This is a genomic window from Stakelama flava, assembly GCF_019351405.1.
Lineage (GTDB): Bacteria > Pseudomonadota > Alphaproteobacteria > Sphingomonadales > Sphingomonadaceae > Sphingomonas > Sphingomonas flava_A.
Genome location: NZ_JAHWZX010000003.1, coordinates 89,140 through 109,431, shown reverse-complemented (window position 1 = coordinate 109,431; position 20,292 = coordinate 89,140). Strand labels below are relative to the sequence as shown.

Here is a 20,292-nt window from a genome sequence, read left to right as displayed (position 1 = left end):
ATATTCAGCCCTGAAACAGATCATTGGTGTGAATCATGCCGAGCAAACGCCCGGCGCTGTCGACGACGGGAAGGACCAGCCACGCGCCGCCCTTCGTATTGCGCATCAGCAGAATATCGCCGATCGTCGCATCCGCCGCCGCCACCTGCGGATCGCGGCGCATCATCACGCCGGCGGTGGCTTCCTGCGCACCATGGGACTGAAGGTGGCGGCGAACATCGCCATCGACGATCAGGCCGATCAACCTGTCATTGCCATCGACCACGCACGCCGCGCCCAGCCGCTTTCGCGACATCACGGTCAGCACCTCGACCAGCGGCGTCGCCGGTTCGACGCGCGGCAGGTCGTCGCCCTGACGCATGATGCTGGCGACCGGAATCATCTGCCGCCCCAGCAGTCCGGCGGGATGGTGGCGCAGAAAATCGGCGCGGGTGAATCCGCGGCTGCGGCTGACCGCGACGGCAAGCGCGTCGCCTATGGTCAGGTGCAGCGTGGTGCTGGACGTCGGTGCCATGCCGATATGGTCCGCCTCACACTCGACCTCCGCCAGGATCAGGTGATCGACGGCGCGGGCAAGCGGCGAATCGGCGCGGCCAATAATGCCGATCAGCATACAGCCGCGCGCCTTTAGCAGCGGCAGGATGCGAACGATCTCCTCGGTAGCCCCGCTGTTCGACAGCAGCAGCACCGCACTGCCGGGGGGGACAGCGCCCAGATCGCCATGCGCCGCCTCCCCTGCATTGACGAACAATGCGGGCGTGCCGAGGCTGGAAAAGGTAGCGGCCAGCTTTGCCGCGACATGGCCCGATTTGCCCACGCCGATCAGGATGATCTGGCGTTCCTGCTGCGCAAGAAGCGCGATCGCTTCGGATATTCCGGGCAGCGGTCCGTCGAGAAACGCCGAAAGCGCGTCGCGCTCCGCCTCGATGACGTCGCGAAACCATGCGATTGCCGGATCGGGCGCGGCGGTGATTGCAGCAAGGACGTTCATGCATCCACCTCCATCGCGGCACGATAGCGGGCGATACCGTTTTCCCAGCGCGCCGGATCGTGCGGCATGTCGATCCGCGCGAGGATGTCAGCGCCCATCAGGTCCGGATCATTCGGATCGAACACGTTGTTCGCGACGTGATAGGCGAACCAGCGCCGCGCGTAATCATCGTCCGGCACCGCTGCCCGACCTTCCTCAACCGCGCGCAGGAAATCATCCATATCATTATACGCGTTCAGCCATTCACCAGTCCGAAAATGCGTCCGGCGCAACATCGGCGTGCCGTAAAAGGCGCCAAGCGCGAACGCCTTTGTATCCCCGATCATCATGCCATCGGCATCGCGGGCGAGTGTCATCGTGGTGCTTGCGTCTTCGGGATCGATACCCGGCAGCAGTCGCATTCGCTCCGGATGCGCGGCGATAGCGGCAATCACCGCACTGTTATCGACATGCTTCTCGTTCAGCGGATGGTTGGTGAAGGCGAGGAAAAAGCGATCGTCGATGCGCTCCGCCAGCTCTGCGACGAGTGCCGCATTGGGGCGCGCGCCGATCCGGTGCATGGCGAAGAAATTCTCTTCATGCTCATATTCCAGCGGGATTGTGAGGACCGCGCGATCCTTGGGAAGTTCCGCCCATTCGCGAAACGCCTTGCGCATGTGGCGGCTTGTCCGGCGCTCTGCGGAGAGCCGCTCCCATTCGGGCGCGAACAGCACATCGAGCCGCGCCGCCTCTGCTTCGGTCAGATCGGGCAACAGGCCGTGATCGAACGGCGCTTGCTGAAAGATCACCCATTCGGGCGGGATCGAAAGCGGGGCGGCGCCGCCCTCCATGATATGGCGGACGGTTCCGGGAAAGGCCTGTACCGTTTCGCAATCGGCGGAACGGCACAGCACATAATCGGGGGCGAGCGTGTGAACGAATTCGATTATCCCCGCCCGGTCCGCAGGTTCGCATCGCATTGTCGGATGATCCGGGCCGTCGACGATATGCCAGTGCAATTGCGAGAGATGCGCACAACGACCGATCTGATCCGGGCCGACCCCCGTGCCGCTCCACGGCACCGGGGCAAGTATGTGCACTTCATGCCCCTCGGCGAGCCGTTCGACCATCGGCGCAACGATGGCGTCGAACCACCATGGCGTGATGACCGGCAGGTAGAAAAGTATGCGCACCGATTGCCCCAGCTCGCTTGGTTGCAAGGCGATGCCGCCGGATAAGCGCGACATCGTCAGGGGCATTATAGAAGGCGCGGGCCTGGCCCGGCGGCGAGGTAGGAAAAAATTGCCTAGTGGGCCGTCGCGCAACCGGAAAGGCGACGGCGGCAAATGCCGTCCGTCCGGATCCATGCGGCTGGCCAACGCCGTTCAATAAGGATGCCGGCATTACGCTGCATTGCGCGCACCTGCTGGGACGGCCTCACCCGCATTGCGCGCGGTGGAGCAGTTTCTGGTCGGCGAGCACCAGCGCCACCATCGCCGCCACAACGGGCACGCCGCGGATGCCGACACAGGGATCGTGCCGCCCTTTAGTGGCCAGCGTCGTCGCCTCGCCCTCGCGCGTGATGGTTTCCACGGGCGTCAGGATCGAGCTGGTCGGTTTGAACGCGACGCGCAGCCGCAGCGGCTGGCCGGTCGAAATGCCGCCCGCGATCCCGCCCGCATGGTTGGCGAGGAATTCGGGTCCAGCATCGCCGGGGCGCATCGGATCGGCATTGCCTTCGCCCGACAGCGAAGCCGCACCGAAGCCGTCGCCGATCTCCACGCCCTTCACCGCATTGATGCTCATGCACGCCGCCGCCAGTTCGCTATCGAGCTTGGCATAGAGCGGCGCGCCCCATCCCGCCGGAACGCCGACCGCCTCACACGCCACCACCGCGCCCAGCGACGACCCCGCCTTGCGCGCATTGTCGACCAATGTTTCCCAGCGTTTCGCCGCATCGGCATCGGGGCAGAAAAAGGGATTTCCACCGATTTCGTTAGCATCGAACTTCGCGGGATCGATGAAATCGCCGCCGATCGCCTCTACCCACGCGGTGATCGTAACTTCGGGGATAACCGCCCGCGCCACCGCACCGGCTGCGACCCGCGCCGCGGTTTCACGCGCGCTGCTGCGCCCGCCGCCGCGATAGTCGCGAAAGCCGTATTTGGCGTCATAGACATAATCGGCATGACCGGGGCGATATGCCTTTGCGACCTCTGAATAATCCTTTGATCGCTGGTCGGTGTTTTCGATCATCAGTGAAATCGGCGTACCGGTGGTGCGCCCTTCGAACACGCCAGACAGGATGCGCACCGCATCGGGTTCGCGCCGCTGAGTCGTGAAGCGCGACGTGCCCGGACGCCGCGCGTCGAGAAACGGCTGAATATCGCCCTCGGAAAGGGTCAGCCCCGGCGGGCACCCGTCAACCACCGCGCCCAGCGCCCGCCCGTGACTCTCTCCCCAGGTGGTGAAACGAAAAACCCGCCCGAACGTGTTGAAACTCATGCGGCTTGCGCCGGCGAAGCGGTTTCCATCCGGTCGGCAAGCAGCGTCGCGATCGCGATATCCTCATCCAGCGCTTCCCAGTGAATACCGCTCGGCGACAGGAAAAACGCCCTGCGCTCGGCTTCGCTACCGTTCAGCAGTCGTGGGAACCAGGCAAGCGGAACGCCGATCGTGCGGCCGTCCTCAAGCTTCACCCACATCGAATCTTCGTCAAATTCAACATCAGTGGCTTCCGGAGAAAAAGGCGTCCCATGCATCTTTGATTTCCTGTCGGCGTCGTATCACGATTTCCTGCACCAACCGCAATTCTCGCGGGTTCAGACGCCGGTTATAAGCGATCCGAACGTCGGGATACAGCCATAGCTTGGCATCGCCGCCGGGTCTTGCCACGTGAATGTGCGCGGGTTCCAGCGGGTCTCCTTCACTGGAATAGAAGTGAAACCGGAATCCAGCTTCGCGAAACACGACCGGCATTACGCACCCCCCCCGCCCGAACGTGCTGAAATTCATGATTTTCCCAAACCGAACAACGCGTTGCGCGCGCGCTGCTCTCGGCTGCGCGCCTTTTTACGCCTGTTTTCGATCCAGATCATCGGCGGTATCGCCGCAATCAGCGTCCAAGCGACAAAGCGGTCGTTCCCGGTGCACATGCCTATCAGGAGCGCCACCGCAAAACAGATCGCGACAATGCCGAAGCAGCGCAGCATCGGGCGAACAATGCCATCAATAAAGTTGGCGGCAGGGCTTGCCATCACGCGCCCTGCGCCAATGCCGCAAAGGCTTCGGCATGGTGCGCGACCCCGCGTGGGCCGCATGGCAGGCCGCCCTGCAGTTCCAGCGCCATGAAAAACGGCCCGGCATAGGGCGAATCGAATCCCTGCGCCGCATCAGTGGTGAAACCGAACCGCTGATAAAACCCCGGTTCGCCAAGAACGAACATCAGCAGCGCGCCCGCCCGTCGCATATGGTCGATCGCCGCAGTGACCAGCGCCTCGGCCACGCCGCCGCCGCGATGGTCGGGCAGCACCGCCAATGGCGCCAGCGCGACCGCCGGGGCGGGGTCGCCGCCGATCGCCACGTCCATCCGGCTGATCGCGACCAGCCCCTGAACCGCATTCGTTGCTTCATCGCGCGCGATCAGCACCAGCACCAGTTCGCCGTCGATCGCCAGTTGCCTGACCAGCTTCGCCTCTGCCGGACGCGGGAAGCAGGTCGTCAGCACATGGTCGATGTCGGCCGCATCGGCGGGGCGCGCGGGCTGAATCGCTATTGCCACGCCGCAGTTCAGCTCAGCGCGATATCGGGCGCGTCCTCGGCCTTCATGCCGATCACATTATAGCCCGCATCGACATGGTGGATTTCGCCGGTTACCCCGCGCGAAAGGTCGGAAAGCAGATACAGCCCGGCCCCGCCAACATCATCGATCGTCACGTTGCGCTTCAGCGGACTGTTCAGTTCGTTCCATTTCAGGATGTAGCGAAAATCGCCGATCCCGCTCGCAGCCAGCGTCTTGATCGGCCCGGCCGAAATCGCGTTCACCCGGATATTGTCGCGCCCCAGATCGACCGCCAGATACTGAACCGACGTATCGAGCGCCGATTTGGCGACGCCCATGACATTGTAATGCGGCACGACCTTTTCCGACCCGTAATAGGTCAGGGTGAGCAGGCTGCCGCCGTTCGGCATCATCGCCTGTGCACGCTTGGCGACGGCGGTGAAGCTGTAGACCGAGATATTCATGGTCATCAGGAAATTGTCGAGGCTGGTGTCGTAATAGCGCCCGCGAAGCTGGCTCTTGTCCGAAAAGCCGATGGCGTGAACGACGAAATCGATCGTCGGCCAATCTTGCGCCAGCGTCGCGAACGCCTGGTCCAGCCGGTCCATGTCGGAAACGTCGCATTCGATCAGCCGGTCGCTGCCCAGTTGTTCGGCAAGCGGCCGGACGCGCTTGGCCAGCGCTTCGCCCTGATAGGTGAAGGCAAGTTCGGCCCCCTGTTCGGCAAGCTGCCTGGCGATGCCCCAGGCCAGCGACTTGTCGTTGGCCAGGCCCATGATCAGCCCCCGCTTGCCCTGCATCAATCCCGTCACGTCCGACTTGCTCCTTGTTATTCCTGCCGTTCCGGCCTTGCCAGGTCGTCTAGCTCTTCAAGCGGCACTTCCGCCAGTGCCGCGTTCAATTCGGCGCCGATCACCAGGCCAAGCCCGACGATGTAGAAGAAGATAAGCGCGATCATCACGCCCGCCAGACTGCCATAGGTCAGATCGTATCCGCCCAGCTGGCTGATCGTGACCGGCAACAGCGCGGTCACGCTGAGCCACCAGATCGTGGTGAACAGCGGTCCGGGCCATTTCGGGCAGTGGCTGCGCCGATATCGGCCGGGGGTCAGCGTATAGAACAGCATGTACAGCGCGCCGAACAGCGCGATCCCCGGCGCGATCCGGGTCAGTGACACCGCCTGCGCCCAGCCGGTGGCAAACGGAAGCACGCGCAGGATGAACTGTTCGACGCCGGTCAGCACGACCTGAAAACTGAACGCGGCCATCACCAGCACCACCGATGCGATGATCAGCCCGATCGACCCCAGCCGGTCTTCCCAGAAGGGACGGCTCGACGACGTGCCATAGGCGCGGCGAAGGATCGAACGCACCGTCTCGATGAAGCTCGCCGTGGTCCACAGGCCGACCAGCGCGCCCAGCCACAGCAATGCGCCCGACCGCGCGGCCAGCACGTCGCTGATCGGTTTTTGCAGCACGCTCGCGACATCGGGCGGCACAGTGCGCAAAAAGGCGTTGAGCGCGTTCAGCCCGTCACCCGTCTGCCCCACCAGCTGCGCGATGGCGGCTGCGACGATGAAAAAAGGAAACAGCGTCAGCAGCGACAGATAGGCAAGGTTGCCGGCATGCATGAACCCGTCGTTCCACACGCCGATCACCACGCGCTTAGTCACCTCCACCGCGCGATCGCTGATCCCCAGATCGTCGAGCCGCCGATGGATTCGCCCGCCCAGCCCCTTGCGCCGGGCCTCTGGCGATTCGGGGGAGACGTCGTCCGTCACGCCCTTGCCCTAAACGCCCAGTCCCGAACGCGGGTCGGCGCCTGCCCCGTCCCAGTTTTCGACGAACTGTTTCAGCCCGGCATCGTTCGCCGGAATCTCCACCATCAGCGTGACGAGCTGGTCGCCGCGCCCGCCGCCCTTTTTATGAAAACCGCGCGCTTTCAGGCGAAGCACCTTGCCCGAACTCGACCCCGCCGGAACCGTCAGCATCACCGCGCCGTCGACGGTGGGCACGCGCACCTTCGCGCCCAGCACCGCCTCTTTCAGCGTGATCGGCAGGTCGAGGCGGATATTGTCGCCCTCACGCGTATAAAACGAATGCGGCGCAACCTCGATCGTGACGATGCCGTCGCCATTGCCGCCGGGTCCCGGCTGCCCCTTGCCCGACAGGCGCATCTGCGTCCCGTCCTCCACCCCGGCGGGCAGTTTCAGGTCGATCGTCTTGCCATCGGACAGCGTGATGCGCTGCGGCTTCAGCGCGGCGGCGTCTTCGAACGGCACGCGCAGGCGATAGGCGACGTTCGCGCCCTTTGGCTGGGGCTGTTGACGCCGGCCGAAGCCGCCACCGCCAAAGCCGCTGCGAAATCCCCCGCCGCCCTGGCTGCGCCCGCCGCCCATGCCGAACAGCCCTTCGAAAATATCGCCAAGGTCGCCGTTTTCACCGCCGCCGAAATCGAACTGCGACCCGCCCGAACGGAACCCGCCGCCGCCCGGACCGCCGGCACCGCCGCCGCCAAAGCCGAAGGGCGATGTCGGATTGCCCTCGGCATCGATCTCGCCGCGGTCGAACCGGGCGCGCTTGTCCTTGTCGGTCAGCAGGTCATAGGCCTGGGTAACCTGGCTGAACCGCTCGGCCGCCTTTGGATTGTCCTGGTTGCGATCGGGGTGAAGCTCCTTGGCGAGCTTGCGATACGCCTTTTTGATCTCAGCCTCGCCCGCACCGCGCGCGACGCCCAATGTTGCATATGGATCGGCCATTGCTATCCCGAAATTCTCAAAAACCTTGGCCCGCTACATCGGCTTCGAAGCGCGCGGGCGCAAGTGGCGCGTCACCCCGCCTCGTCCAGCGGCTCGACATCGACCGATACGTCCAGCCGCTGCGCCCCCGATCCCAGCATCACGCCGTCGATCGGCGCGACATCGCTGTAATCGCGCCCGATCGCCACGACGATATGGTCCTGCGCCATCCAGATTCCGTTGGTCGGATCGACGCCCACCCACCCTTTTTGCGGGCCGCACCAAAGCAATACCCAGGCATGGGTGGCGTCCGCGCCGACCAGCCGTTCCTCGCCCGGCGGCGGCAGCGTGCGCAGATAGCCGGAGGCATAGGCCGCCGGAAGCCCCGCCGCGCGCAGCCCCGAAATCATGATCTGCGCGAAATCCTGACACACCCCCCCGCGCTTGGCGAAGGCGTCGGCGGGCGCGGTATCGACCAGCGTCGCCGAAGGATCGAAGGCGAAATCGCGCTGAATCCGGCGGGCAAGCGCGATTCCCGCGGCCATTACCCCACTCGCCGGGTCAAGCTGTTCGGCGCACCAGCGGGCGATCGCGCCGTCCACCGGAATGCGCGGCGAGGGGTAGAGATACGCGGCAGGCCCGGCTGGCGACAGGTCGCGGCTCGCGCGCGCCATCGCGGCTACGTCCTCCAGCGTCGGATCGTCGTCGCCGGGCACGGGCACCGGGCGGTCGACGCTGACCCGCGCCCTGCTGTCGATGGTCAGCATGCGTGTCGGTTCATCGACCACTAACCGCACGACATTGGCAAGGCCGGCAGGCGCGCGGGCGGGGACGAAATGCCCCCCTGGCTCAACCGAAAGGTCATATTCCTCCAGCGTCTGGCCCGACCACAGGATCGGCTTCAGGCGCAGGTTGCAGCGCGCAAACGCTGCCGCATCGCCATATTCGAACCGGGTGACGTGGCGTATCGCATAGCGCATCATCCCAGCGTCAGCCCCCCCGAACGCAGCGGTTCGCCGCCATGCAGGAAATAGCGGCGCGCGATGGCGTCCGAAACGCCCGCCAGCCGCGCATCGATCTCGTCCAGCTTCGCGGCATCCAGATCGGCCGCGTTCACCGTTTTCACGATCGCCGCGATTTCGTCCGCGCGCGCCTGTTGCGGTTCGGCCAGCCCGTCGTCGGACAATATCGGAAGCGCCCATACATGCTCGGCGATGCACGCGATCTGGAACGCCAGCCCGCGCGGATTGCCCGGATCGAACGCGATCAGGTCGATCACCGGTACGCGCGCCAGTCCCGCCATGTATCGCTGGCGATAGCTGATCTGGCTGTCGGCAAGGTCGAGCAGCGTGGAAAGGTCGTCGCCGCTCGCATCGTCATCGATGAACGCGCGCAGCGTCCGGCTGACCGCCATCGCCCGCTCAAGCCGCCGCCCCAGATCGACGAAGCGCCAAGCGTCGGTGCGCGCCATGTGCTCGGCGCTAAGCCCCGCGATCGCGGCATAGCGGCGCTGCAACATGCCCGCCCGCTCCAGCAACCCACCGGTGGCCGGAAACGGCGCATCGAGCAGGCGCATCATATCGGCGGCCAGACGGTCGCGCATGACATCGCCGATCGCGCGCGCCTGCCGGTTGATCGCGCGCACCGAATACCACCCGCCTTCGTCCTCCAGCGCCGTACGGGCAAAAGCGATCAGGTCGGACCGGCCGGTTCCCGGCGGCGGCGGAGCGGCATTGCCCGACGTCACCAGGGCGATCAGCCGGTCGAGCGTCGCCTGCGGCAACGCAGCGCCGGTATCAGCGCTGATCGAATTGCCCAAGAGCACGCGAAGCACGGCCAGCAGCGCCTCCCCGCGTTCCAGATAGCGGCCCAGCCAGAACAGATTGTCTGCCGCGCGGCTGGGTAGCGTGCCCGGATTGCGGCGAAGCCGAACCGCGTCGGTGCGCGGCAGCAACGTCACCGGTTCGACCGCACGCGAACTCGTCACGCACACATCAGCCGACCAGCTTCCCTGTCCCATCAGCGCGGCGCGCGGATCGGGATGCTCGCCGATCCGCGCGAACCCGCCGGGCAGCACCGTCCAGTCCCCGTCCGGCCCGCGCGCGGCGAATACGCGCAGCGTGAACGGGCGCGGGGTCAGCGCGTCGTCGGCGACCACCGGCATGGTCGACAGCTTCACGATCTCCTGCCCGACATAATCCTGCGGGCGCCGCTCCAGTTCGGCGATCAGCGCGTCGCGCTCGCCCGGCGTCATATCCGCGCCCAGCACCGGCTTGCCGCCGGGCAGGCCCAGCGGTGCGCCGCCAAAGGCGGGGGCGATGACCAGCCGATCCAGATTGTCGCGCACATAATCGCGTGCATCGTCCTGCCCCGCCCACCAGGTGGCGATATTGGGAAGGCGAAGCTCGCTGCCGGTCAGGCGAACCGACAGGCGCGGCAGAAAGGCTGAAAACGCCGCCGCCTCCGCCGCGCCCGCACCGGGGGCGTTAGAAATGACGACATTGCCCGCCGCCATCGCATCGGCGAGGCCCGGCACGCCGATCTGCGATGCCGAATCGAACGCCAGCGGGTCGAGCAGGCGCGGATCGAGCCGCCGCCACAATGCATCGATCCGCTTCAGCCCCGCAATGGTGCGTACGTAAAGCTGGTCCTCGATCACCGCCAGATCGGCCCCCTCGACCAGCAGAAAGCCCAGATAGCGCGCCAGATGCGCCTGTTCGGGATAGCTGGGGTTGAACCGACCGGCGGTCAGCAGGCCGATCCGCGGATCGGCACGGCGGCACAGCGTGGTCAGCCCGTCGCGAAGCGCGGCGAAGAACGGCGCGTGCCGCTCGACATTCAGCCGCGATTGCAATCCGCCAAGCGCGCGCGACATGGCCAGCCGGTTTTCCAGCGCATAGCCCGCGCCCGTCGGCGCGCGCAGATGGTCCGCCAGCACGCGCCATTCGCCGGTCGGCCCGCGGCAAAGATCGACAGCGAAGAAATGCAGTTGATATCCACCCGGCGGGTCGAGATGGGTCATCGCGCGCAGAAAGAACGGGCTGCCGGTGACCAGCGACGCCGGGATGTGCCCGCCCTCGACCAGCCGCGCCTCGCCGTAAATATCGAACAGGATGGTTTCCATCAGCGCCGCGCGCTGCGCCACGCCTTGCGCGATCGTCTCCCATTCCGCCCCGTCGATCATCAGCGGGATTGGCGACAGCGGCCAGGGGCGTTCCTCGCTTTCGCCCGCGATGCGATATCCCGTGCCGATATCGTCGGCCTGACGCTGCGCGCGTTCATGTGCGCGGTTCAGGCTGTCGCCGTTGATCGCGGCCAGTTCCTCGAACATCGCCTGCCATGCGGTGTGCGCCTCTCCGCGCGCCGCGCACAGGCTGTCCGCTGCCGGCGAATGCGCGCAATATTCCGCGATCCACCGCTGCGCGATCGCGGTCGGATCGGACGTCGCGGATTGCGCCCGACTAGCCATGGAATCGAAACATCATTGCCCCGTCTCTGCCGCCAACCATCGCTGCTTGTCACCCAAAAGTTGGCCGGACGCGAAAACCGGCGAACCACGCAGAAGGTTCATTTTCAATTCTGACGGCCGGGCAAATCCGCCCTGTCGCCTCATTCCGTTTGCGCGGAGCGAAGTCGAAGTGCCGTTCTTTTTGGCATTGCTACCAGCAAGTTAAAGAAGCACCTGCCTTTCGCACCGTCAAACGTCCGGCAGCACCTGATCGGCGACGCCCCATCCGGCCAGCGCGCGCCCATTGGCGCGTTCGATCAGCGTGTCGACGTCACCGATATGCCATCGGTTCGCGCGCTTGATATCCTTCAACTCGGTCCAGCTTATCGGTGCCGCCACCGGCGCGCCTTCGCGAGCGCGCGCGACATAGGGCATCACCGCGGTCGCGCCGCGCTGGTTGCGCAGCCAGTCGATGAAGATGCGCCCCTTGCGCTTCGCCTTGGACATGGTGGCGGTGAAACGATCAGGCTCTGCTTGCGCCAGCGCGCGCGAAAAGCGTTCGGCGAAGGATTTGACTTCGGGCCATTCGGCCCCGGGGCTCATCGGCGCGATGACATGGATACCCTTGCCGCCCGTCAGCATCGCAAAGCTGGTCAGCCCGATATCGGCCAGATGCTGTTTGATATCCTCCGCCGCCTTTTTGACGTCGCCGAAATCAAGTCCCTCGTCGGGATCGAGGTCGAACACCATGCGGTCGGGCGTTTCAACCTGCTCGGCAAGACTTCCCCAGCCGTGAAACTCGATCGTTCCCATCTGCACGCATTGCAGCAGGCCCGTGGCATCATCGATGTACAGATATGCCTCGGTCCTGCCGTCCTTCTCCTCGATATCTACCGCATGGACCGCCTTGCCGAAGCTGCCCGCATCATGCTTTTGGAAGAAACATTGCCTGGCGCGTCCCTGCGGGCAGCGGACAAGGCTGATCGGACGGCGCGCGATCCATGGCAGCATCAGCCCCGCGACATCGGCATAATAATCGGCAAGCTCGCCCTTAGTGATCTGCGAATCGGGGAAAGTCACCCGGTCGGGATGGCTTATTTTCACGCCGGTAGCTTCGCTGCCGCCGGGGGATTTCGCCGGGGTTTCGGCAACCACATCTTCCGCGTCCTTGTCCCCGCGCAGCCCCAAAAAGCTCGCGTGCCGAACCACATTTTCCGCCGTGAACTCGGCAAAAGCGATTTCGGCGACCAGCTTCGGCGTCACCCAATGCGCGCCCTTCGCCGCCGCTTTCGGAACCTCGACCGCCGGTGTCTTGCGTCCGATCCGCTCCATCTTCGTGGACAGGTCGTCCAGCGTGTCCGCATCGAACCCCGTGCCGACACGGCCCGCATAGCGAAGGTCACCGCCCGCGTTCACCGCGAGCAGCAGCGAAGAAAAGGGCCGCCCCTTCGCGCTGCTTTGCGACCAGCCGACGATGACGAATTCCTGCCGCTTCGTGCATTTGATCTTCAGCCAGTTTTTGGAGCGCGTACCGCGATAGGGCGCGTCGACCTTTTTCGACACCACGCCTTCCAGCCCTTCTGCGCACATCGCCTCGAACAGCTTTTCGCCCGCACCAAGCACATGCTCGGCATAGCGGATGCGTTCGTCGGCAATGCCCGACAGCAGCGTGGCGAGTTCCTCCTTGCGGCCGACCTGTGGCAGGCCGGTCAGGTCCTCGCCGTCGCGCTCCAGCAGGTCGAACGCGAAACAGGTCATATCGCCGCCGTCCGAGATCGCCGCCTGAAGCGTCGAGAAATCGGGCTTGCCGTCCTTGAACGCGACGATTTCGCCATCGATCAGCGCGGCATGGGGGATCGCGTTCGCCGCCTCGACGACGCCCGGAAATTTTTCGCTCCAGTCGAGGCCCGACCGGGTGAACACCCGCGCGCCGCCCTTGCCGGTGGAAATCAGCGCGCGGTAGCCGTCATATTTTACCTCGTGCAGCCATTGCCGCCCCGACGGCACGCTATCGACCAGCGTCGCGAGCTGAACGTCGCGAAACTTCGGCGCGGCCTTGGTCAGCTTCGGCGCAGGCCGCTTTGGCCTGGGCGTCTCGCCCTTTTCACCGTTCGCGATCTGCTGCATCGATCGCCCGGTCTTCACGCTGGTCAGCGCGGTTTCGACAAGCAGGTCCGACCCGCCCGAAAAAGTATCGTCGATCTTGCGCAGCAGCCAGTTCTCGCGTTTGTCATTCTTCTTCCCCCGAAGCCGGATCAGCGACCATTCGCCCTTCATTCGCTCGCCATCGAGCACGAAGTGCAAATGCCCTTTCTCGACGTCGCTCGCCTTCTTGCCCTTGATCGGCGACCATGTGCCGCTGTCCCACAGCATCACCGTCCCGCCGCCATATTCCTTTTGCGGGATCGTCCCCTCGAAATCGCCGTAATCCAGCGGATGGTCCTCGGTCCTGACCGCCAGCCTTTTGTCATCGGGGTTCAGGCTCGGTCCGCGCGTCACTGCCCAGCTTTTAAGCACCCCGTCCATTTCCAGCCGAAAGTCCCAGTGAAGCCGCGTCGCGTCATGCTTTTGCACGACAAAGCGGTTGCCGTGCCCCGGCGCCAGCGTTCCCGCCGGTTCGAGCGTTTTCGCGAAGTTGCGCTTCGCGTTATATTCGGCAAGCGGATCGGCGGCCTTCGCCATCACGCGCGCTTCTTCGCGCCCGCCGACGATTTCTTCGCCGGGGCCTTGGCTTTACCGCCCTCGGGCTTTTCGAGCGATTTTTTCAGCGCGCTCATCAGGTCGACGACGTTCGATCCGCCCGCCGGCGCATCACTGTCTTCCTCCTCGATGATTTTCTTGCCCTTCGCCTTGCGTTTCTTCTCGATCAACGCGGTCAGCGCATCGACATAGCGGTCGTGAAATTCGCTCGCATCGAATGGGGCGGTCTTTTTCTCGATCAGGCTTTCGGCAAGGTCGAGCAATTCCGCATCGGGCGTATCGTCAGGGATGTCGCGAAAATAACCCTGTGCCCGGCGCACCTCGTCGGCATAGCGCAGCGTCTCCAGGATCAGCCCGCGCCCGCACGGTTTCAGGCTGACGACATATTCACGCCCGCGCAGCGCAAGCTGTCCCAGCCCCACCTTTTTCGTTTTGCGAAGCGCCTCGCGCAGCACGATGAACGCCTCTTCGGCCAGGTCGTCGGCAGGCACCACGAAATAGGGCTTTTCGTAATACAGCACGTCGATTTCATGCGCGTCGACGAACTGGGTCAGTTCCAGCGTCTTTTTCGATTCCAGCTTCACCGCATCGATCTCGTCGGGTTCGAGCAGGACATAGCTGCCCTTTTCGACCTCATATCCCTTGACGATCTCATCAGTATCGACCGGACCGATGCCGGGAACGACCTTTTCATATTTGATCCGCTTGCCCGATGGTTCGTGAATCTGGCGAAAGGATATCTGCGCGCCCGATTTGACCGCCGGATAGATTTCCACCGGAATCGACACCAGCGCCAGCCGAATCTGCCCTTGCCAATATGCGCGTGCGGCCATGCCCATCTTCCTCGTTGCGGAGCCGATTCAATCCCTGGAGGTGCAACTCGTTCCCGCGCGCTCGACACCCGCCGCCGTCCGCCCTAAATCGCACGGCCATGGCAGACGATCCCTTCACCCTGTTCGACCGCTGGTATGCGCAGGCGCGCGACAGCGAACCCAATGACTCGAACGCGATGGCGCTAGCCACCGCCGATGCGGCAGGGCAGCCTTCCGTGCGCATGGTGCTGTTGAAGGGGCACGACCCCGACGGTTTCGTGTTCTATACCAACGGGGAAAGCCGCAAGGCGGGCGAACTTGCGCAGAACCCCCGCGCCGCGCTGCTCTTTCACTGGAAATCACTGCGCCGCCAGATTCGCATCGAAGGCCCGGTGAGCCGCGTGTCGGAAGCGGAATCGGACCGCTATTTCGCCTCGCGCAGCCGCGATTCGCAACTTGGCGCATGGGCATCCGAACAATCGCGCCCGCTCGACGCGCGCGCCACTTTCGAAGCACGGTTCGAGGATGTGAAGGCACGCTTCGAAGGCCGCGATGTCGATCGCCCGCCGCACTGGGGCGGCTATCGCGTCACGCCACTTCGCATCGAATTCTGGCAGGATCGCGCGCACCGCCTGCACGAACGGCATGTTTTCGATCGCGACGGCGATGGCTGGCGCGAAGGCATGCTGTACCCGTGAACCGCGCCGCCCGGCTGACCCGCAACGCCGCGATCGCCGGCGTTTCCACCGCGCTGCTGCTCGGCGCGTTGAAGGGCTATGCCGCGTGGAAAACCGGCTCGGTCGCGATGCTGGGGTCGCTCGCCGACAGCATTCTCGATCTCGTCGCATCGCTGGTCACGCTGTTCGGCGTCTATATCGCGGCGCAACCGGCAGATGAGGATCATAGGTTCGGACACGGCAAGGCGGAATCGCTCGCCGCGCTGTTCCAGGTCGCGGTCATCACCGCATCGGCAATCGCCATTCTGGTGCAGGCGATACGCCGACTCACTGTCGGCGATGTCAGCGCCAATGCCGAATACGGAATCGCCATATCGGGCGTTGCCATCGCGGTTACATTCGCACTCACCCGCTATCAGCGCTTCGTGGTCGAACGCACGCGATCGGTAGCGATCGGCGCGGACCGCGTGCATTACCAGTCCGACCTGCTGCTCAACGCCGCGGTGATCGTCGCGCTCGCGCTCGAACAATATGTCGGGCTGGCGGGGGCCGATCCGGTGCTCGGCGTCGGAATCGCGTTGTGGCTGCTCTTCGGCGCGTGGCGCGCCTCGATCGCCGCGATCGATCAGTTGATGGACAAGGAATGGCCGGAGGAAAAGCGCATGCGCTTTGTCGAGGTCGCCAGCCGCCATCCCGAACTAAAAAGCCTGCACGATCTTCGCACACGAACCAGTGGCGCGAACGATTTCGTCCAGTTCCATATCTGGATGGACCCGGCGATGACGGTAGCGCAGGCGCATGACGTGGTCGAACGGCTTGAAGACGAGCTTCGCCGCGAATTTCCCGGTGCCGACATCCTGATCCATATCGACCCCGAAGGACAGGTGGATCAGCCCGACAATCCGATGGTCGAGACCGACTTGATCGAACAGTTCAAGGAAAACCGCCAATGACCCGCCCCTGCCCCTTCGCACAGATCGATGCCTTTGCGCACGCACCGTTCACCGGCAATCCGGCGGCAGTGGTCGCGCTCGACGCATGGCCCGACGATTCGCTGCTTCAAAGCATCGCGAAGGAGAACAACCTTTCCGAAACCGCCTTTTTCCTTCCCGACGACAGCGGCGAGGCGGACTATGAACTGCGCTGGTTCACCCCCGCAAGCGAGGTTGAACTGTGCGGACATGCCACGCTGGCGACCGGTCATTATCTGTTGTCGCGCGATCCCGCGCTGGACGCGGTGACGTTTCGCACCCGCCGCGCGGGCGTGCTTCGGGTTGCGCGCGATGGCGATCGCTACGCCATGACGCTTCCCGCATGGCGCGCCGAGCCGAAGGACATGACGCCATGCCTTGCCGCGCTGGGCCTGTCGCCCGATCAGGTTTCGGCCGGGTTCGGCCATGCCAGCGGCTATACCATGGTCGTGGTGGAGGATGCCTCGCTCGTCACCGGGCTTGCCCCCGACTTCCGCGCGCTCCGCGAAACCGGTGACATAGTGACCATCGTCACCGCACCGGGCGGCGAAACCGACATCGTCAGCCGCGTTTTCGCGACGGGGGCGGGGCTGGAGGAGGATCCGGTGACCGGTTCGGCCCATGCCGTGCTCGCCCCCTATTGGGCCGAACTGCTGGGCCGCGACGCCTTCTCCGCCTATCAGGCGAGCGAGCGCGGCGGGTATCTGGACTGCCGGATCGACGGTGAATCGGTGACGCTCTCCGGCGGCTGCATTACAGTGCTGAAGGGTGATTTCCTGCTGCCGGATTGATCGATTTGCCGATGAACTCGTTTGAACCAACCACCGCCGCCCGCTCCGCTGGTATCGAACAGGTATAAAAGGACACCGCCGATGGCACGACGCATTCCGATCATTCAGATCGATGCTTTCGCTCGCCGGCCCTTTAGCGGCAACCCGGCGGCGGTGGTGCCGCTGAGCGGGTGGCCCGACGATTCGCTGCTTCAGAATATCGCAATGGAAAATCATCTGTCGGAAACCGCCTTTTTCGTATCCGACAGCGGTGACGATGCGGATTTCGAACTGCGCTGGTTCAGTCCTACAGTCGAGGTCGAACTGTGCGGCTACGCCACGATGGCGACCGGGCATTACATCCTGTCGCGCCAACCGGACCGGCAGGAAGTCCGCTTCCGCACTCGCCGCGCTGGCGTGCTGACGGTCGCGCGCAGCGGCGCGGGATACGCCATGACGTTGCCTGCATGGTGGGGGGAGCATGCCGCGATAACCGATACCGTTGAGGCGCTTGGCCTGTCGCCGGCGGATGTCACTGCTACCTTGCGCCATTCGAGCGGCTATGCGCTGGTCGTGGTGGAGAACCCCGCGATCGTCACCGCCCTCGACCCCAGCTTCCGCGCGCTCGCCGCCACCGGTGAGATTATTACCATCGTCACCGCGCCGGGCACCGAAACCGACATCATTAGCCGCGTTTTCGCCGTCGGGGCGGGAATCACCGAAGACCCGGTGACCGGATCGGCGCATTCGCTGCTCGTCACTTACTGGGCAAAGCGGCTGGGCCGCGAAACGCTGACTGCGTATCAGGCGAGCAAGCGGGGCGGCTTTCTGGGCTGCCGACTCGATGGCGGGCACGTCGTGCTGACCGGGAACTGCATCACCGTGATCGAGGGTGCGTTGCTATTGCCGGACTGATCGCGGCGACGATTTCGCACATCGCGGGCGAGCACCGGAACACCGGGCGCAAGCAAAAAACGCTGTCCTACGCCGGGCTGCCCTGCCATGATCCGAGCCGCTTTTTCGCATCGTCCGCCGTCACACATTTCGCGTATTATCGATACGCGGACACGAAACTTTCTTTCGCGATTTACGCGAAACGTGCGAACCTAAGCAGGTTCGGCCGATCCGCCGATTCGCAGCGAATCAGGCGGCAAGCGCAGTTTCGGCGCGCTCCGTCTCGGCGATCCAGCCGCCGCCCAGCACGCGGTCACCCGCATACAGCACCGCCGCCTGCCCCGGCGCGACGCCATATTCAGGCGTTTCGAACACTACCCGGTCGCCCTCCAGCCGCGCGGGGACCGGCCTGGCAAGCGAGCGCACCTTCGCGGTCAGCGGTCCCGAATACGCGACGCCGATTCGATTCAGCCCCTCGATCCGTGCCGCTTTCACGGCAAGCGCCCGCTTTGGGCCGACCACCACCTGCTGCCGTTCGGGATCGAGCCGGATGACGTAAAGCGGCTCGGCCTGCCCGCCGATTTCCAGCCCGCGCCGCTGGCCCACGGTGAAATGGATCAGGCCTTTATGCTCGCCCAGCTTGGCGCCCGCTTCATCGACGATGTCGCCGACCGTTCCGGCTTCGGGGCGCAGCTTCTTCACCAGCGACGCATAATCCCCGTCGGGCACGAAGCAGATATCCTGACTGTCGGGCTTGCCCGCAACGATCAGGCCCAGTTCCTTCGCGATTTCGCGGACCCGCGTTTTGGGCATCCCGCCCAATGGAAAGCGCAGGAACGCCAGCTGCTCGTCGGTTGTCGCGAACAGGAAATAGCTCTGGTCGCGCGCGGGGTCGGCGGCGCGGTGCAGTTCGGGACCGCCCGCCCCCTCTACCCGGCGGACATAATGACCGGTCGCCAGACAATCGGCGCCCAGTTCGCGGGCGAGTCGAAACAGATCGGTGAATTTCACCCCCATATTGCATTTGACGCAAGGGATCGGGGTTCGTCCCGCCATATATTCGTCGGCGAAATCGTCGATTACGCTGTCGCGAAACCGGCTTTCATGGTCGAAAACATAATGCGCGATGCCCAGCCGGTCGCACACCGCGCGCGCGTCACGAATGTCGCGTCCCGCGCAGCATGCACCCGCGCGGCCCACCGCTTCGCCATGATCGTATAGCTGAAGCGTAACGCCGATAACCTCCGCGCCGCTGCGTGCGGCAAGCGCGGCCACCACGGAACTGTCGACGCCGCCCGACATGGCAACGACGATCCGGCGCTGCCCGATCGGCGCGCGAAGTTGAAAATCGGCTTCGTTCATGATCGTACGCGCAGATAGTGGCTTTGCGCGCGCGATGCAAAAAATCCCCGCCGCCTTTACCGCGCCTTCAACTTTACCCTCTAGCGTCATTGATCTGAAGCAAGTTCGCATTGACGCAAGGGCGTGTATTTTGGACCTGAGTTACGCATCGCAGGAACACGGCGCGGTCGTTACCGCACTGCCGACCGCATTGGCGGTGCTAATGGCGGTGTTCGTGGCGCGCCAGGCCGCCAGCCGCACCGCGCAAATCAACGCGCTTCTGATCAGGACCGACGCGGGCGATGCGCTGACCACGCCCGCCGACGGCGCGTTCAACGGCGGCGTCGCGGCTGCGCTGACCGCATGGCTGGGGGAGTGAACGGGATGTTTACCCTCCCATTTTATAGGATGTTCAACCCCCGCTGCCATTTGCCGGGACAGTGTTTGAGAGGGGGGCCGCGCCCCGATCGAGGATGGCAATGATTGAGAACCAGAAAATCCGCCCTGAAAAGGTGATCGGCCCGTTGGGAGAGCCGCTCACGCTGGATACCCTCCCTCCGCCCGATACCACGCGCTGGGTCGTCCGGCGCAAGGCGGAAGTCGTCGCTGCCGTCAACGGCGGATTGCTCACAATCGAGGAAGTGTGCGAACGCTACGGCCTTACCGTGGAGGAATTCGCCGGGTGGCAGCGCGCGATCGACCGGTCGGGCATGCCGGGCCTGCGCGTGACCCGCATTCAGCATTATCGTTCGCTGTACGAACGCCAGCAGCGCTATTGACACCGCGAGGCGCGGCTGATGCAGCCGCGCCGATCGCATCGCAGGCGGAACAAACTCCGCCTCTCGCGAGTCTTTCCGGCACGGCCCAGCAGACGGGTCCAGTCAACGGAGGGACGTAATAATGGGCATTGTCGGTTTCATCATCTGGCTCATCGTCGGCGGCATCGTCGGCTGGCTTGCCAGCCTCGTCATGCGCACCGATGCGCAGCAGGGTATTCTCCTAAACATCGTCGTGGGTATCGTCGGCGCCTTTATCGGCGGCCTGTTGTTCGGCGGATCGATCAACAACGGCATTACCGTGATGACCTTCATCACCTCGCTGGTCGGCGCGATCATTCTGCTCGCGATCGTTAATCTGGTGCGGCGCGGTTCGGTGCGTTAACGCCCCATTGATGCCAGACATTAAAAAAGG

At 64.4% G+C, this 20,292-nt stretch carries 22 protein-coding genes; 7 read left to right on the top strand and 15 right to left on the bottom strand.

Features of this window, described 5'->3' with window-relative positions; genetic code table 11:
* Nucleotides 1–4 precede the first annotated feature (4 nt).
* The 14 genes from KY084_RS04250 to ku all read right to left on the bottom strand — a co-directional run bounded on the left by KY084_RS04250 (nucleotide 5) and on the right by ku (nucleotide 14,469).
* Nucleotides 5–991: a KpsF/GutQ family sugar-phosphate isomerase gene (locus KY084_RS04250; protein WP_219237199.1), complete on the bottom strand. Its 987-nt coding sequence runs from the start codon at nucleotides 989–991 to the stop codon at nucleotides 5–7.
* Nucleotides 988–2,217 carry a hypothetical protein gene (locus tag KY084_RS04245; protein WP_219237198.1) on the bottom strand — a complete coding sequence of 410 codons (1,230 nt, stop codon included), beginning with the start codon at nucleotides 2,215–2,217 and terminating at the stop codon, nucleotides 988–990. Before KY084_RS04245 ends, KY084_RS04250 begins: the two co-directional genes overlap by 4 nt.
* A 190-nt stretch (nucleotides 2,218–2,407) precedes the next feature.
* Nucleotides 2,408–3,475: a chorismate synthase gene (gene aroC / locus KY084_RS04240; protein WP_219237197.1), complete on the bottom strand. Its 1,068-nt coding sequence runs from the start codon at nucleotides 3,473–3,475 to the stop codon at nucleotides 2,408–2,410.
* Nucleotides 3,472–3,675 (bottom strand): DUF2442 domain-containing protein, encoded by a 204-nt coding sequence (locus KY084_RS04235; RefSeq protein WP_246586869.1) that lies wholly within the window; start codon nucleotides 3,673–3,675, stop codon nucleotides 3,472–3,474. Before KY084_RS04235 ends, aroC begins: the two co-directional genes overlap by 4 nt.
* Before the next feature lie 22 nt (nucleotides 3,676–3,697).
* The gene (locus KY084_RS04230) at nucleotides 3,698–3,985 is read right to left on the bottom strand and encodes a DUF4160 domain-containing protein (RefSeq protein WP_246586868.1); all 288 of its coding nucleotides are present in this window, start codon (nucleotides 3,983–3,985) and stop codon (nucleotides 3,698–3,700) included.
* On the bottom strand, nucleotides 3,982–4,227 hold the full coding sequence (locus KY084_RS04225; RefSeq protein WP_219237195.1) for a hypothetical protein: 246 nt from the start codon (nucleotides 4,225–4,227) through the stop codon (nucleotides 3,982–3,984). Before KY084_RS04225 ends, KY084_RS04230 begins: the two co-directional genes overlap by 4 nt.
* The gene (locus tag KY084_RS04220; protein WP_219237194.1) at nucleotides 4,227–4,751 is read right to left on the bottom strand and encodes a GNAT family N-acetyltransferase; all 525 of its coding nucleotides are present in this window, start codon (nucleotides 4,749–4,751) and stop codon (nucleotides 4,227–4,229) included. Before KY084_RS04220 ends, KY084_RS04225 begins: the two co-directional genes overlap by 1 nt.
* A gap of 8 nt (nucleotides 4,752–4,759) precedes the next feature.
* Nucleotides 4,760–5,563 carry an enoyl-ACP reductase FabI gene (fabI, locus tag KY084_RS04215; RefSeq protein WP_219237193.1) on the bottom strand — a complete coding sequence of 268 codons (804 nt, stop codon included), beginning with the start codon at nucleotides 5,561–5,563 and terminating at the stop codon, nucleotides 4,760–4,762.
* A gap of 17 nt (nucleotides 5,564–5,580) precedes the next feature.
* A complete protein-coding gene (locus KY084_RS04210; protein ID WP_219237192.1) occupies nucleotides 5,581–6,531 on the bottom strand; it encodes a YihY/virulence factor BrkB family protein in 951 nt (316 codons plus the stop codon).
* 9 nt (nucleotides 6,532–6,540) lie between these two features.
* Entirely contained in the window at nucleotides 6,541–7,509 is a 969-nt protein-coding gene (locus tag KY084_RS04205; protein WP_219237191.1) for a DnaJ C-terminal domain-containing protein, read from the bottom strand.
* A 71-nt stretch (nucleotides 7,510–7,580) separates the two neighbouring features.
* A complete protein-coding gene (locus tag KY084_RS04200) occupies nucleotides 7,581–8,468 on the bottom strand; it encodes a transglutaminase family protein (protein ID WP_219237390.1) in 888 nt (295 codons plus the stop codon).
* Entirely contained in the window at nucleotides 8,468–10,957 is a 2,490-nt protein-coding gene (locus KY084_RS04195; RefSeq protein ID WP_219237190.1) for a circularly permuted type 2 ATP-grasp protein, read from the bottom strand. The genes KY084_RS04200 and KY084_RS04195 overlap by 1 nt, the downstream gene beginning before the upstream one ends.
* A 228-nt stretch (nucleotides 10,958–11,185) precedes the next feature.
* Nucleotides 11,186–13,618 carry a DNA ligase D gene (gene ligD, locus KY084_RS04190; RefSeq protein WP_219237189.1) on the bottom strand — a complete coding sequence of 811 codons (2,433 nt, stop codon included), beginning with the start codon at nucleotides 13,616–13,618 and terminating at the stop codon, nucleotides 11,186–11,188.
* Nucleotides 13,618–14,469 carry a non-homologous end joining protein Ku gene (gene ku / locus KY084_RS04185; protein WP_219237188.1) on the bottom strand — a complete coding sequence of 284 codons (852 nt, stop codon included), beginning with the start codon at nucleotides 14,467–14,469 and terminating at the stop codon, nucleotides 13,618–13,620. The genes ligD and ku overlap by 1 nt, the downstream gene beginning before the upstream one ends.
* 98 nt (nucleotides 14,470–14,567) lie before the next feature.
* On the opposite strand from ku, the gene pdxH reads away from it, so the two are divergent.
* The 4 genes from pdxH to KY084_RS04165 all read left to right on the top strand — a co-directional run bounded on the left by pdxH (nucleotide 14,568) and on the right by KY084_RS04165 (nucleotide 17,781).
* The gene (gene pdxH / locus KY084_RS04180) at nucleotides 14,568–15,146 is read left to right on the top strand and encodes a pyridoxamine 5'-phosphate oxidase (RefSeq protein WP_246586867.1); all 579 of its coding nucleotides are present in this window, start codon (nucleotides 14,568–14,570) and stop codon (nucleotides 15,144–15,146) included.
* Nucleotides 15,143–16,078: a cation diffusion facilitator family transporter gene (locus KY084_RS04175; protein ID WP_219237186.1), complete on the top strand. Its 936-nt coding sequence runs from the start codon at nucleotides 15,143–15,145 to the stop codon at nucleotides 16,076–16,078. Before pdxH ends, KY084_RS04175 begins: the two co-directional genes overlap by 4 nt.
* On the top strand, nucleotides 16,075–16,887 hold the full coding sequence (locus KY084_RS04170) for a PhzF family phenazine biosynthesis protein (RefSeq protein ID WP_219237185.1): 813 nt from the start codon (nucleotides 16,075–16,077) through the stop codon (nucleotides 16,885–16,887). Before KY084_RS04175 ends, KY084_RS04170 begins: the two co-directional genes overlap by 4 nt.
* Before the next feature lie 81 nt (nucleotides 16,888–16,968).
* Entirely contained in the window at nucleotides 16,969–17,781 is an 813-nt protein-coding gene (locus tag KY084_RS04165) for a PhzF family phenazine biosynthesis protein (protein WP_219237184.1), read from the top strand.
* Between the two features lie 228 nt (nucleotides 17,782–18,009).
* Here KY084_RS04165 and mnmA read toward each other — a convergent pair whose 3' ends face one another.
* Complete coding sequence (mnmA, locus tag KY084_RS04160; RefSeq protein WP_219237183.1) at nucleotides 18,010–19,122, bottom strand: tRNA 2-thiouridine(34) synthase MnmA; 1,113 nt, start codon at nucleotides 19,120–19,122, stop codon at nucleotides 18,010–18,012.
* A gap of 130 nt (nucleotides 19,123–19,252) precedes the next feature.
* Here mnmA and KY084_RS04155 point away from each other — a divergent pair, with 130 nt between their 5' ends.
* From KY084_RS04155 to KY084_RS04145, 3 genes are all read left to right on the top strand, one after another.
* Entirely contained in the window at nucleotides 19,253–19,480 is a 228-nt protein-coding gene (locus KY084_RS04155) for a hypothetical protein (protein ID WP_219237182.1), read from the top strand.
* A 100-nt stretch (nucleotides 19,481–19,580) separates the two neighbouring features.
* The gene (sciP, locus tag KY084_RS04150; RefSeq protein WP_219237181.1) at nucleotides 19,581–19,880 is read left to right on the top strand and encodes a CtrA inhibitor SciP; all 300 of its coding nucleotides are present in this window, start codon (nucleotides 19,581–19,583) and stop codon (nucleotides 19,878–19,880) included.
* Between the two features lie 121 nt (nucleotides 19,881–20,001).
* Nucleotides 20,002–20,262, top strand: coding sequence for a GlsB/YeaQ/YmgE family stress response membrane protein (locus tag KY084_RS04145; protein WP_219237180.1), 261 nt, complete (start codon nucleotides 20,002–20,004; stop codon nucleotides 20,260–20,262).
* The last annotated feature ends 30 nt before the right edge of the window (nucleotides 20,263–20,292 follow it).

Bases quoted from the DNA above. Each gene is read 5' to 3' on its own strand.
- KY084_RS04250 (WP_219237199.1), bottom strand. From the start codon at position 991: ATGAACGTCCTTGCTGCAATCACCGCCGCGCCCGATCCGGCAATCGCA.
- KY084_RS04245 (WP_219237198.1), bottom strand. From the start codon at position 2,217: ATGTCGCGCTTATCCGGCGGCATCGCCTTGCAACCAAGCGAGCTGGGG.
- aroC (WP_219237197.1), bottom strand. From the start codon at position 3,475: ATGAGTTTCAACACGTTCGGGCGGGTTTTTCGTTTCACCACCTGGGGA.
- KY084_RS04235 (WP_246586869.1), bottom strand. From the start codon at position 3,675: ATGTGGGTGAAGCTTGAGGACGGCCGCACGATCGGCGTTCCGCTTGCC.
- KY084_RS04230 (WP_246586868.1), bottom strand. From the start codon at position 3,985: ATGAATTTCAGCACGTTCGGGCGGGGGGGGTGCGTAATGCCGGTCGTG.
- KY084_RS04225 (WP_219237195.1), bottom strand. From the start codon at position 4,227: ATGGCAAGCCCTGCCGCCAACTTTATTGATGGCATTGTTCGCCCGATG.
- KY084_RS04205 (WP_219237191.1), bottom strand. From the start codon at position 7,509: ATGGCCGATCCATATGCAACATTGGGCGTCGCGCGCGGTGCGGGCGAG.
- KY084_RS04200 (WP_219237390.1), bottom strand. From the start codon at position 8,468: ATGCGCTATGCGATACGCCACGTCACCCGGTTCGAATATGGCGATGCG.
- KY084_RS04195 (WP_219237190.1), bottom strand. From the start codon at position 10,957: ATGGCTAGTCGGGCGCAATCCGCGACGTCCGATCCGACCGCGATCGCG.
- ligD (WP_219237189.1), bottom strand. From the start codon at position 13,618: ATGGCGAAGGCCGCCGATCCGCTTGCCGAATATAACGCGAAGCGCAAC.
- ku (WP_219237188.1), bottom strand. From the start codon at position 14,469: ATGGCCGCACGCGCATATTGGCAAGGGCAGATTCGGCTGGCGCTGGTG.
- pdxH (WP_246586867.1), top strand. From the start codon at position 14,568: ATGGCAGACGATCCCTTCACCCTGTTCGACCGCTGGTATGCGCAGGCG.
- KY084_RS04170 (WP_219237185.1), top strand. From the start codon at position 16,075: ATGACCCGCCCCTGCCCCTTCGCACAGATCGATGCCTTTGCGCACGCA.
- KY084_RS04165 (WP_219237184.1), top strand. From the start codon at position 16,969: ATGGCACGACGCATTCCGATCATTCAGATCGATGCTTTCGCTCGCCGG.
- mnmA (WP_219237183.1), bottom strand. From the start codon at position 19,122: ATGAACGAAGCCGATTTTCAACTTCGCGCGCCGATCGGGCAGCGCCGG.
- sciP (WP_219237181.1), top strand. From the start codon at position 19,581: ATGATTGAGAACCAGAAAATCCGCCCTGAAAAGGTGATCGGCCCGTTG.
- KY084_RS04145 (WP_219237180.1), top strand. From the start codon at position 20,002: ATGGGCATTGTCGGTTTCATCATCTGGCTCATCGTCGGCGGCATCGTC.